Origin of the sequence: Rhodococcus opacus (assembly GCF_012396235.1) — a bacterium.
GTDB classification, from domain to species: Bacteria; Actinomycetota; Actinomycetes; order Mycobacteriales; family Mycobacteriaceae; genus Rhodococcus_F; species Rhodococcus_F opacus.
Window position 1 is genome coordinate 19,420 of sequence record NZ_JAAXPA010000046.1, and the last position, 11,176, is coordinate 30,595.

Below are 11,176 nucleotides of genomic sequence, written 5' to 3' on the forward strand. Positions count from 1 at the left end.
GCCGTGGGTGTCGCTGTGGACACTGATGAGCTCCGTGGCTCGAATGCACCCCCACAGGGCGGAAGTTTCCGGTTCTACCTCGACGGCCAGCGCTGGGAATGGTCCGACCCCGTCGCCCGGATGCACGGCTACCACCCAGGCGAGATAGCCCCCACCACGGAACTGCTGCTCTCCCACAAGCATCCTGACGACCAACCTCAGGTCGCGGCCCTCTTCGACAAGATGATCCACGGCGGCGAGCCGTTCAGTAGCAAGCACCGCATCATCGACACCGAACGGCGCATCCACCACGTCATCGTGGTCGGCGATCGCATGCTCGACAAGAACAACCAAGTCGTCGGCACATCGGGGTACTACATCGACGTCACCGAAGCCTTGGAAACCGACCTCCGTGAGTTCAACGCGGCGCTCACCGAGGCCGTCGCCGAACTCGAACAATCGCGGGCGGTGATCGAGCAGGCCAAGGGTGCACTCATGCTCGTCTACGGCATCTCCTCAGAACGCGCCTTCGGCATCCTCACCTGGCGTTCACAGGAGACCAACACAAAACTTCATGCCCTCGCCGAGCGTTTCGTCGAGGCTCTCGCCGCCGAGGCGACCCTCCCCGAGTCGTTTCGCGCCCGGTTCGACCACTTGCTCCTGACCGCACACGAGCACCCCGACACCCAGCCGGGAGTACAGAACTGATCGTGGCCGCACCCCCGCACGGCACCTGGGCCGAGCCAGGCGTCCCCCTATGCGGTGGTGACGTCGGGTGGGTCGGGAAGGTCGACGCCGAGAACGAAGTCGAGCCAGATGAGCGCGTCGGCCAGGGTTTCCGCGCGCATGGTGAGGTCGAATTGTCGCTCGGCCGCGGTGAGAGACCGCTCCACTTCCGCGTGATCCTCGGCGAGGACGGCCGACACTGTCCGCAGCACCCACCGCGCCGATGCCGGTAGGGCGTCGACGTCGACGTAGCCGCCGTCCGTGAAGCGGAGGTCGAGGATGAACCTCTCCCCTGGGCCCGCGGCGCCCAGACGCGCGATGACCACGCCGACGATGGCATCGACGACCCAGGCGAGCACGTCGCCGTATTTCGGCCGCTCTCCGTCTGGGTGCGGTTCGGCGCACACTCGGGATATCTCGAACGAGAACCGGGCGGCGTCGCGGTCACCGACCAGTTGCATCAGCCGACCGCCGAGAGCTGCGGCCGTCGGGCTGGTGGGGCGGCCTGCGTTCGATCCCATACTGGAGAGTGCCCGGCCCCGGGAGCAGCCACACAGGCTGCCGTCACGCTCGTGCGCACATCACGGGCTGTTCCGGCAGCGTCGCAGTTGGCCGGACAGGTACCGCTTGGCGCGGCGATGTCCACCCACGTGGTCGAGTTCGGCGTCCAACGCGTTCAGGAGGGTCGCGAGCAGGCTCGACTGCGGGGCCCAACCGTGTCGGCTCCGGCACTGCGCGAGCCAGTCGACCGGACCGGTATGGCCGCGGTCCGCGTTGCAGCGCCGACACGCGGCGGCCTCGTTGGCTGTGATGCTGGGGCCACCCTTGAGTCGTGGCACGAGGTGCTCGGTGGTCGGCGGAATCAACGGTCCGAAACGACGACCGCACCACAGGCATCGTCCGCCCTGCCGGTCGACGGCGAGGGCGAGTCTGGCGGTGCGGTCCACCCGTCGATCGTGACCGATCCGTTCGCCGATGGCCAGTACTCCGCCGGCACACAGGCCGAGACCAGTTTCGCTACCTCTGCTCCTCCGGCCTTGGGTGTCGTGAACGGAAGCACGAGGCGGGACCGGTGCGCGGCGTCCCGGTAGATCTTGTGGGTGACCGGGCGGCCGACCGGCAGATGGAAGGCTTCGGGTGGCAGTAGTGCGTTATGCGCGTCGGCCGGCGGTTCGTTGTTCGAGAGCTCCACCGTCAGAGAGTGTCCCGGTCGGAACGTCGAGGCAAACGGGTAGAGGCGCAGCACGTACTCCTCGATCGTCCCGGGCTCGACCGGCACAGCGCGGCTATGCGGGTGGTGCGGGTTGCCCTCGGTGGTGCGCTCATCGAGTTCGTGGTGCGACGCCTCGAGGTAACCGGACATGATCAGCTGTCGCTTGCCGTCGGGAGCGGAATCCCACAGATGCAGAACGAAGTTCGGGTCGGAAAGGGATACTCCGCGACCGCGATCGACGACATCGCCGCCGCCGCCAAGCCTGATCTCGTCACCGTATATCGTCTGGCCAGTCAGCCCATACCGCGTGGTGGCCCTCGCGAACGACCTCAGTGGTCAGAAAGCCTTGCTGCGTAGAGCGACTGGCAGCCTCGTAGGCACAATGCGAAAGGGAGTGGAGCAAGGACGGGAGCGGATGATCTTCGCGACCGAGGAACAATGCAATCGGCTGCCGAAAGGCAAACCGTTCCGGCGTAGGGCTCGGACAAGGCTCCGCTGCTCGCAACGCACTCCACGTGGAGAAATCATTCCATCTCCAGGCTGTTGCGTGGAATGGAGCCAAGTCTTTGGCTCCGCACCGGATGTCTCACTTTGCAACCGCGGCCTGCATGCCCCCGCACCGAAGATGTGGTCGCATGTGTGACGGAGATTTCGACCCCCTCCGGAAAGCGCGAGTACGTCGATCAGCATTCAAATTCGCGAACTAGGTAGGAATGTAGGCCGAGCGATCCGGTCCCAGTCTGATCGAGGAATCCGTCCGGTCGGTGCCGCCGGCGGCACGCGATGACTCGGTGCCGCCGACCGCAACGGTCGGGTCGCCTACCTGGGGCCCATCCGGATGGCGCCGTCGAGGCGGATGGTCTCGCCGTTGAGCATCGCGTTGTCGATGATGTGCGCGGCGAGGGCGGCGTATTCGGCGGCCTTGCCGAGCCGGGAGGGGTGCGGCACCTGCTCTCCGAGGGACTTCTGCGCCTCCTCGGGAAGCCCGGCCATCATGGGCGTTTCGAAGATTCCGGGTGCGATGGTGACGACGCGGATGAGGTGGCGGGCCAGTTCGCGGGCGATCGGCAGTGTCATCGCGGCGACGCCGCCCTTGGAAGCAGCGTAGGCGGGCTGACCGATCTGGCCGTCGAACGCGGCGACGGAGGCGGTGTCGATGATGACGCCGCGTTCCCCGTCGACGGGTTCGGTCTGGGCGATCTTCTCCGCGGCGAGGCGCAGGACGTTGAAGGTGCCGACGAGGTTGATGCGGACGACGCGTTCGAAGTCCGCGAGGGGAAGGGCGCCTGCCTTGCCGAGAACCTTGCCGGGCGTCGCAATTCCGGCGCAGTTGACCACCACGCGAAGGTCGCCGAGCGACGCGGCGAAGTCGATCGCGGACGTGACGTCACCGGCGGAGGTGACGTCGGCGGCCGTGAAGTAGGCACCCTTCCCGATCTCCTTGGCGGCGACTTCCCCGTCGGACGACGGGAGGTCCAGCAGCACGACCTGCGCGCCGCGCTCGTGCAGGGCCCGGGCGGTGGCGTTACCGAGTCCGGATGCTCCGCCGGTGACGACAGCGACGGCTCCATCGATCTTCACAAAGTTCTCCTCGAATAGGGTTGCGGCAGTGTGGGGAAACGGGGTTGTCAGGGGACACGCAGGATCAGGGCGTCGCCCTGTCCGCCGCCGCCGCAGAGGGCGACGGCACCGGTGCCGCCGCCGCGGCGCTGCAACTCGAGCGCGAGGTGCAGGGTGATGCGGGCGCCGGACATGCCGATCGGGTGGCCGAGGGCGATGGCACCGCCGTTGACGTTGACCCGGTCGGGGTCGACGCCGAGTTCGCGGGTGGAGGCGATCCCGACCGCGGCGAACGCCTCGTTGATCTCGATCAGATCCAGCTCGGCGGGCGAGATACCTTCCGCATCACAGGCTTTCGCGATGGCACCGGACGGCTGGAACTGCAGACCCGAATCCGGTCCGGCGACCATGCCGTGCTCGCCGATCTCGGCCAGCCAGGTCAGCCCCTCCGCCTCGGCGCGTTCCTTGCTCATCACCACCACGGCGGCGGCGCCGTCGTTGATCGTCGACGCGTTCCCCGCGGTGACGGTGCCTCCGTCGCGGAACGCGCCGCGCAACCGCGCCAGGGTTTCGACGGTGGTGTCGGGGCGGATGCCTTCGTCGCGGCGCAGCCAGGTGCTCTCACCCCTGCGGGCGGGGATCTCGACCGGGACGACCTCTTCGTCGAAGATCCCGTTGTCCCAGGCCTTCGCGGCCAGCTGGTGCGAGCGCGCCGCGAACGCGTCCTGGTCGTCGCGGGCGATGACGTCCTTGTCGTTGCCGGCCTCGGTGAGCAGCCCCATCGGCTGATCGGTGAATGCGTCGTGCAGCCCGTCGAGGGCCATGTGGTCGACGAGGGTGACGTCGCCGTACTTGAAACCGCCGCGTGAACCGGGCAGCAGGTGCGGTGCCTGGCTCATCGACTCCATGCCGCCGGCGACGATCACGTCGAACGCGCCGGACCGGATGAACTGGTCGGCGAGGATGATCGACTCGACCCCCGACAGGCAGACTTTGTTGATGTTCAGCGACGGGGTGCTCATCGGGATGCCGGCCTTCGCGGCGGCCTGACGGGCGGGCATCTGCCCGGCGCCGGCGGTGAGGACCTGCCCCATGATGACGTACTGCACCTGGTCCGGGGCCACACCGGCCTTGCCGAGCGCCGCGTCGATGGCGATGGAGCCGAGGTCGGCGCCGGAGAATCCGGCGAGCGAACCCTGCAGGCGGCCGATCGGGGTGCGGGCGCCGGCGACGATCACAGAGGTGGGCATGTGAGGAGGAGCCTTTCTCGGGGGTGGGTGCGTCAGTTCGCGGCGAGGGTACGGCTGATGACCAGGCGTTGAATCTGGTTGGTGCCCTCGAAGATCTGCGTGATCTTCGCTTCCCGCATGTACCGCTCGACGCGGAAGTCGCGGGTGTAGCCGTAGCCGCCGAGCACCTGGACGGCGTCGGTGGTGACCTTCATGGCGGCGTCGGTGGCGACGAGCTTGGCGACGGACGCGTTGCGGGAGTACGGCAGGCCGGCGTCGCGGCGACGGGCCGCGTCGATGTAGGTGGCGCGTGCCGAGTCGACGGCGGCGGCCATGTCGGCCAGCAGGAAGCCGAGTCCCTGATGGTCGATGATCTTCTTGCCGAACGCAGTCCGCTCCTGGGCGTAGGCGACGGCCTCGTCGAGGGCGGCCTGCGCGAGACCGACGGCGACCGCGGCGATGCCCAGCCGGCCGGAATCGAGTGCGCTGAACGCGATCTGCAGACCCTGCCCTTCCGCGCCGATACGTCGTTCCGCGGGCACGAAGGCGTCGTCGTAGTGCGCGGACGTTGTCGGCACGGCGTGCAGGCCCATCTTCTCCTCGGGCTTGCCGAACGTCAGGCCCTCGGTGTCCTTCGGGACCAGGAAGCAGGAGATCCCCTTCGATCCCTCACCTGTGCGGGCGAAGAGGTTGTAGAAGTCGGCGATGCCGCCGTGGGTGATCCACGCCTTCGCGCCGTTGACGACGTACCCGCCGTCGGTCGCTGTGGCCTTGCAGGTCAGTGCGGCGGCGTCGGATCCGGCCTGCGGTTCGGACAGGCTGTAGGCGCCGATGGTGTTGCCGCCGAGCATCTCCGGGAGCCACTGCTGCTTCTGTTCGTCGGTGCCGAACGCCATCAGTGGGTGGCAGGCAAGGCTGTGTACGCTGACCGCGACCGCGACCGATGCCCAGCGGGCGGCGATCTCCTCGAGCACCTGCAGGTACACCTCGTACGGCTGCGCCCCGCCGCCCCACTCCTCCGGGTACGGCAGGCTCAGCAGTCCGGCCTCGCCGAGGGTGGCGAACACGCCTTCGGGGTAGGTCTCCGACTTCTCGTGCTCGTCGACGATCGGCGTCAGGACCTTGTCGGCGACGTCGCGCGTGAGCTGGATCAGGTCACGGGCTTCGTCAGTAGGCAGCAAGCGATCGACGGCCACGGTTTCTCCTCGAGAAGGCTACGGAAAACAGTACTGGATTACGCCCCAGGGTACTGATTGCGGAATAGTACTGCAAGGCATCGCCCAGTACTATTTCTGTCATGGAGCAGCCCACCCGACCCGGTTTCGCCACCCGACGGCGCACCCAGCTCTTCGACGCCCTCGTCGACCTGATCCTGGTCGAGGGGTTCGCCCACCTGACGCTCGACGAGATCGCGAACCGGCTGCGCTGTTCGAAGTCGACGCTGTACACCCTCGCCGGCAGCAAAGAGCAGCTCGTCCGAGCCGCTACCGTGCACTTCTTCCGCCGCGCGACCGACGACGTCGAGTCGCACATCGAGCCGATCGCCGGGGCCCGCGAGCGGATCACCGCCTACCTGTCGGCCGTGGGCACCGCCCTCTCGGCCGCATCCGACCAGTTCATGGCCGACCTCGACGCCTTCCCGCCGGCACGGGAGGTGTACGAACGGAACACCCAGTTCGCGGCTGGTCGGGTCCAGGAGTTGATCACCGAAGGCGTCGCCGGCGGGGACTTCCGCGACGTGCACGCCGCCTTCGCCGCCGACCTCGCCGCCACCATGATGGTCCGCATCCAGCAACGCGGGGTCCGCGACAGCACCGGACTCGACGACGCGCACGCCTACGCCGAACTCGCCGCGATCCTCACGGGCGGCATCAGCGCCTGAACCGTGTCACCGAGTTCGTGCGCCGAGTAGTTCCGCGGTTCTGCGCAACCGCATCAGCACCTGTAGATCGAGAGCCTTGTCGGGGTTGCGCCAGTCCGGGCCGAGGAGGCGGTCGATCGCGTCGAGACGCTGGTAGAGGGTGTTGACGTGCACGCCGAGACTCGCCGCGGTCGCCGAATGGTGGCGTCCGTGAGCCAGATACTCCGACAGTGTTTCCAGCAGTGGCACTCCGCGTTTTGCCTGCTCCGCCATCAGCGGCCCCAGTTGGGCCTCGGTGAGTTCGTCGAGGTGCTCGCGCGCCATGTGACTCAGCAGGATCCGGTAGATGCCCAGGCCGCGCGCGGACGAGACGTCCCCCGCGCGTCCCAATGTGTCGAGCACGTCGACGGTCTGCTGGGCTTCGACGTAGGCCTGCGCGAGCGCCTTCGCGCCACGCGCCGGCTCCGCGATTCCGATCGTCGCGTCGAGCCGTCCGGCGGTGAATACCGCCTGGACGGAGGCGGAATCCTTGGCGGGCACGACCGCCAGTGCGCGGGAACCATGCTCCGCGGCAACGGTTCCCGAAGGGAACGCGAATGTCCCGAGGGCGGTACGGACCGTATCCGGGCCCGTGGCGATCGCCACGGCGACGCAGTACGTCGTGTCGGGGTTGAGCCCGGCCAACCGCAGTTGGCGGCGCTCGTCCTGTGCGGTCGCGGCGGGATGGGTCAGCAGGTCGACGAGAAAGGCATCCCGTGCACGACGCGTCGCCTCCCCGGCGGCACGTTCCTCGGCGAGCGACAGCGCGATCGCGGGTGCCGCACGTTCGAGCAGGAGACGCGTGGTCGGCTGCCCGGCTCCCACGCACAGGAGGGCGCCGAGCATCTCGCCGGCCGCCGCGACACGCTGTGCGACCACCTCGCCGCGTTCGGTGTGGTCCTTCCCTCCCGCCCGAAGCTCACGGACCGCCGCCGACACGTCATCGGCATGCGGCATCAGGTCGACGGGCAACGCGGATTCGTCCTGCACGAAATAGGCCGGTTGCCGGGAGAGCTGCGCGACGTCCTGCACCAAACGCTGCACTCCCGCCCCGAGCAGCACCACCTGAGTCAGCGTCCGATCCCACTGCAGTATCTGTTCGAGCTCGATTGTGCGCTGTGATAATTCGGCGTTCACCGATTCGAGCCGTGCGACGGTGTCGCGCTCACGTTCCAACGAGCGAACGTTCTCGATCGCGATCGCTGCATGGGCTGCCAGCGCCGACAGCAGCGCGATCTCGGATTCGGTGAAGGCCCGCTCCTGACGCTTGCACGCGAACAGGGCACCGATGACGCGGTCGGCGACGCGCAGGGGCACCCCGAGCAGGCCGCGCATGTTCTCCGACCGCGCTGCGCTGTCGGCTCCGGTGATGTGCCGGAACGCCGGTTCGCTCTGGTAGTCGGGTGTCCACTCCGGTGCGGACCTGCGGACGATCAGGCCTACGAGTCCTTCGTCCAGGGACAGTCGGATTCCGACGAGGTTCGGGGTCAAGGCCCCGCTGGTGACCTCGATGACGAATTCCTCGTCGTACACCGATCCCATGTAGGCGAGATCCACACCGAGCAGTTGCCGCGCCTGATCGACCACTTCCTGCAGCAACACCCGGTCGTAGCGGACGGTCGTCAGCCTGGCGGCGATGTCGTTGAGCGCCGCCAGCTCCCTACTGCGCTGTTGGCGCTGGTCGAGCTGCGCGCGGAGCCGGAGTGCGGCGTTGGCTTCGCGTTCGACCGCGGCCCTGTCGGACGCGCCGGATTCCTCGATCAGCGTGCGCCGGAGGGCATCGAGTTCGTCGACGGGTGCGTCGTCGAGCAGCAGCTCCATCCAGCCGCGATCGGCAGTACTCACTGGTGTCTCCATCCATGGATTCCTGGATTTGATAGATGAAATCTACATTGGCCGAGATCCAGATCACAGCTAGATTCGAGACATCACCTTCTCGCCCGCAAAGGACCGGTTTTCGCCATGTTGATCGATGCACTGTTGGCATCCCTCCCCGCGGATCGCGTCGTGCGCGACCCCGACGTCGTCGCGAAGTACCAGCACGACGAAGCCGAGTGGGCGCCGTACGCAGCACCGCTCGCGGTCGTCAGGCCCCGAACGGCCCTCGAAGTCCAGGCTGTCGTGCGCGCCTGCCTCGACCACGACACCGCCGTCGTCACCCGGGGCGCCGGGACCGGTCTGTCCGGCGGAGCGAACGCGACCGACGGCTGCGTCGTCCTCGCCCTCGAGGGCATGAACGCGATCAAGGAAATCGATCCGCTCGAGCGGTATGCCGTCGTCGAGCCCGGCGTGGTGAACGACCATCTCCGCGCCGCGTGCGCCGAACACGGACTCTGGTATCCGCCGGATCCGGCCAGTTCACCGTGGTCGACGATCGGAGGGAACGTCGCCACCAACGCGGGCGGACTGTGCTGCGTCAAGTACGGCGTCACCCGTGACTACGTGCTCGGCATGCAGATCGTGACCGGCACCGGTGACCTCGTGCGCCTCGGACGCAAGACCGCCAAGGGTGTGGCCGGTTACGATCTGGCGGGCCTCATGGTCGGATCCGAGGGAACGCTCGGCGTCATCACCGAAATCACCGTCAAACTGCGACCGCTCCAGGACCCGCAGCGCACGGTGGCCGGCTACTTCGATTCCATAGTCGACGCGGGCCGGGCCGTCAGCGCGGTGGCCGCGGCGGGGCTCACCCCGTCGGCGCTCGAACTGGTGGACAAGCAGTGCCTCATCGCCGTCGACGCGTGGAAGAAGATGGGATTGTCGGTGGAGGCGAACGTCGTTCTGCTCGGCCGCATCGACACCGCGGGAGTTGTCGGCGACCAGGAAGCGGAGAAGATGCTGTCGTGCTTCGAGGAAGCCGGAGCCACCTGGTCTGCCGTCTCCACCGACCAGGAGGAAGCCGACGCGTTGTTCGCTGCGCGTCGTCTGGCCTACCCCGCGATGGAACGACTCGGACCGGTCCTCACCGAAGACGTGTGCGTGCCGAAACGGGCTGTCCCCGAGATGCTTGCGCGCATCGAACAGATCGGCATCGCCCACGAGACCACCATCGCCAACATCGCACACGCCGGCGACGGAAACCTGCACCCGCTGCTGATCACACCCCGCGACGACGAGGCGGCCCGCGCCCGTGCACAGGCCGCGTTCGCGGACATCATCGACGCGGCACTGGAACTCGGCGGCACGGTCACCGGCGAGCACGGCGTCGGTCTACTGAAGATGGACGGCCTCGCCCAGGAACTCGATCCGGTCGTCCTCGGCATGCATCGATCGGTGAAGAACGCCCTCGACCCGCGCGGAATCATGAACCCCGGGAAGATCTTCTCGTAAACCACCCCGAGCACCAACGCCTGTCACGCACGCTTTTCGGCCGAGCGGGACACGGCGGTCCGACCCATGCCCACTCCTCAGAAAGTCGAGTCACACATGTCCTCTGTACTGCAGAAACCCGAGATCGAGGCGAGGGTGGTCCGGAAGGTCGCCCGGCGGCTCATTCCGTTCCTCGGCCTGGCCTACTTCGTCAACTATCTCGACCGGACCAATATCGGGCTGGCGAAGCTGACGATGAGTGAGGAGCTCGGACTCACCGAGACCATGTTCGGTCTGGCCTCCGGGCTTTTCTTCATCGGATATCTCCTGTTCGAGGTGCCGAGCAATCTCGCGCTGCACAGGTTCGGGGCGCGCCGGTGGATCGCCCGGATCATGCTGACGTGGGGAATCATCGCGGCGGCCATGGCCTTCGTGCCCAATGCCGGCTCGCTGTACACGCTGCGCATGCTGCTGGGTATCGCCGAGGCGGGATTCTTCCCGGGTGTTCTGCTCTACCTGACCCTGTGGTTTCCCCGCGCCTATCGGGTCCGGCTGATGGGCCTGTTCCTTCTCGCGCTCCCGGTGTCGTCGGCGCTCGGAGCCCCGTTGTCGAGCGCCGTCATCCAGTACTGGGACGGGTTGTTCGGACTGTCCGGGTGGCGGGTCATGTTCCTGATCGAGGGGATCCCGGCCGTCGTGCTCGCGGTGGTCACCTGGTTCTACCTGACGGACCGGCCCTCGCAGGCCACATGGCTGGACGAGGACGAAAAGGTGTGGCTCACTCGTGAACTCGAATCCGAGGCGACCGAATCCGGCTCTCACATCAGCGGCTCGGTACGCCGGGCGGTGACCGATTCCCGCGTCTGGATGCTGGGGCTCGTCTACTTCGGGATCACCTACGGGTTGTACTCGCTCAGTTTCTTCCTGCCGAGCATCGTCGCCGGTTTCAAGAAGACGTTCGACACCGACTTCTCGCTGTTCACCACCGGGTTGATCGTCGCGGTCCCGTTCGCGGTGGGTGCTGTCGCAATGGTGTTGTGGAGCAGACACTCCGACCGAACCGGTGAAAGGATCTGGCACGTCGCCATCCCCACCCTGATCGGAGCCGTCTCCATTCCGATCGCCCTGTACATGGCGGATTCAATCGGTCGTCGCAACACCTGGCTGTTGCAGTGAGCGTAGCTGGTCGGCGAAGACCTCGGCGGGGGTTCGCCAGTCGTGGATCTTGCGGGGCCGGTTATTGATCGCCAGGACGACGGC

9 protein-coding genes and 2 pseudogenes are annotated in these 11,176 nt (G+C 67.2%); 4 read left to right on the top strand and 7 right to left on the bottom strand.

The annotated features are described in order from the left end of the window. Window positions 1-3 precede the first annotated feature (3 nt). On the top strand, window positions 4-687 hold the full coding sequence (locus tag HGB39_RS35995) for a PAS and ANTAR domain-containing protein (RefSeq protein WP_005567916.1): 684 nt from the start codon (window positions 4-6) through the stop codon (window positions 685-687). 47 nt (window positions 688-734) lie between these two features. On the opposite strand, the gene HGB39_RS36000 is transcribed toward HGB39_RS35995, so the two are convergent. The 6 genes and pseudogenes from HGB39_RS36000 to HGB39_RS36025 form a co-directional block, all read right to left on the bottom strand. Next, window positions 735-1,226, bottom strand: a complete 492-nt coding sequence (locus HGB39_RS36000; RefSeq protein WP_005567917.1) for a hypothetical protein — start codon at window positions 1,224-1,226, stop codon at window positions 735-737. Between the two features lie 60 nt (window positions 1,227-1,286). Further along, window positions 1,287-1,652, bottom strand: coding sequence for an HNH endonuclease (locus tag HGB39_RS36005; RefSeq protein WP_043790354.1), 366 nt, complete (start codon window positions 1,650-1,652; stop codon window positions 1,287-1,289). 95 nt (window positions 1,653-1,747) lie between these two features. Further along, window positions 1,748-2,128, bottom strand: a pseudogene (locus tag HGB39_RS40060) (CocE/NonD family hydrolase C-terminal non-catalytic domain-containing protein); the annotation flags it as partial. A gap of 609 nt (window positions 2,129-2,737) precedes the next feature. Then, window positions 2,738-3,499 carry an SDR family NAD(P)-dependent oxidoreductase gene (locus HGB39_RS36015; protein ID WP_005567922.1) on the bottom strand — a complete coding sequence of 254 codons (762 nt, stop codon included), beginning with the start codon at window positions 3,497-3,499 and terminating at the stop codon, window positions 2,738-2,740. A 47-nt stretch (window positions 3,500-3,546) separates the two neighbouring features. After that, a complete protein-coding gene (locus HGB39_RS36020) occupies window positions 3,547-4,728 on the bottom strand; it encodes an acetyl-CoA C-acetyltransferase (protein WP_005567924.1) in 1,182 nt (393 codons plus the stop codon). 32 nt (window positions 4,729-4,760) lie between these two features. After that, window positions 4,761-5,903 (bottom strand): acyl-CoA dehydrogenase family protein, encoded by a 1,143-nt coding sequence (locus tag HGB39_RS36025; RefSeq protein ID WP_005567925.1) that lies wholly within the window; start codon window positions 5,901-5,903, stop codon window positions 4,761-4,763. A gap of 101 nt (window positions 5,904-6,004) precedes the next feature. Between HGB39_RS36025 and HGB39_RS36030 the strand changes: the two genes are divergently transcribed. Continuing rightward, complete coding sequence (locus HGB39_RS36030; RefSeq protein WP_005567928.1) at window positions 6,005-6,589, top strand: TetR/AcrR family transcriptional regulator; 585 nt, start codon at window positions 6,005-6,007, stop codon at window positions 6,587-6,589. A gap of 6 nt (window positions 6,590-6,595) precedes the next feature. Here HGB39_RS36030 and HGB39_RS36035 read toward each other — a convergent pair whose 3' ends face one another. Then, the gene (locus HGB39_RS36035; protein WP_081276476.1) at window positions 6,596-8,464 is read right to left on the bottom strand and encodes a helix-turn-helix domain-containing protein; all 1,869 of its coding nucleotides are present in this window, start codon (window positions 8,462-8,464) and stop codon (window positions 6,596-6,598) included. A gap of 105 nt (window positions 8,465-8,569) precedes the next feature. Here HGB39_RS36035 and HGB39_RS36040 point away from each other — a divergent pair, with 105 nt between their 5' ends. Continuing rightward, entirely contained in the window at window positions 8,570-9,937 is a 1,368-nt protein-coding gene (locus HGB39_RS36040) for an FAD-binding oxidoreductase (protein WP_005567931.1), read from the top strand. A 96-nt stretch (window positions 9,938-10,033) separates the two neighbouring features. Continuing rightward, window positions 10,034-11,050, top strand: a pseudogene (locus HGB39_RS36045) (MFS transporter); the annotation flags it as partial. Between the last annotated feature and the right edge of the window lie 126 nt (window positions 11,051-11,176).

Excerpts from the sequence above, each read along its gene's own strand:
- HGB39_RS36040 (WP_005567931.1), top strand. The coding sequence starts at position 8,570 with ATGTTGATCGATGCACTGTTGGCATCCCTCCCCGCGGATCGCGTCGTG.
- HGB39_RS36030 (WP_005567928.1), top strand. The coding sequence starts at position 6,005 with ATGGAGCAGCCCACCCGACCCGGTTTCGCCACCCGACGGCGCACCCAG.
- HGB39_RS36000 (WP_005567917.1), bottom strand. The coding sequence starts at position 1,226 with ATGGGATCGAACGCAGGCCGCCCCACCAGCCCGACGGCCGCAGCTCTC.
- HGB39_RS36035 (WP_081276476.1), bottom strand. The coding sequence starts at position 8,464 with ATGGAGACACCAGTGAGTACTGCCGATCGCGGCTGGATGGAGCTGCTG.
- HGB39_RS36020 (WP_005567924.1), bottom strand. The coding sequence starts at position 4,728 with ATGCCCACCTCTGTGATCGTCGCCGGCGCCCGCACCCCGATCGGCCGC.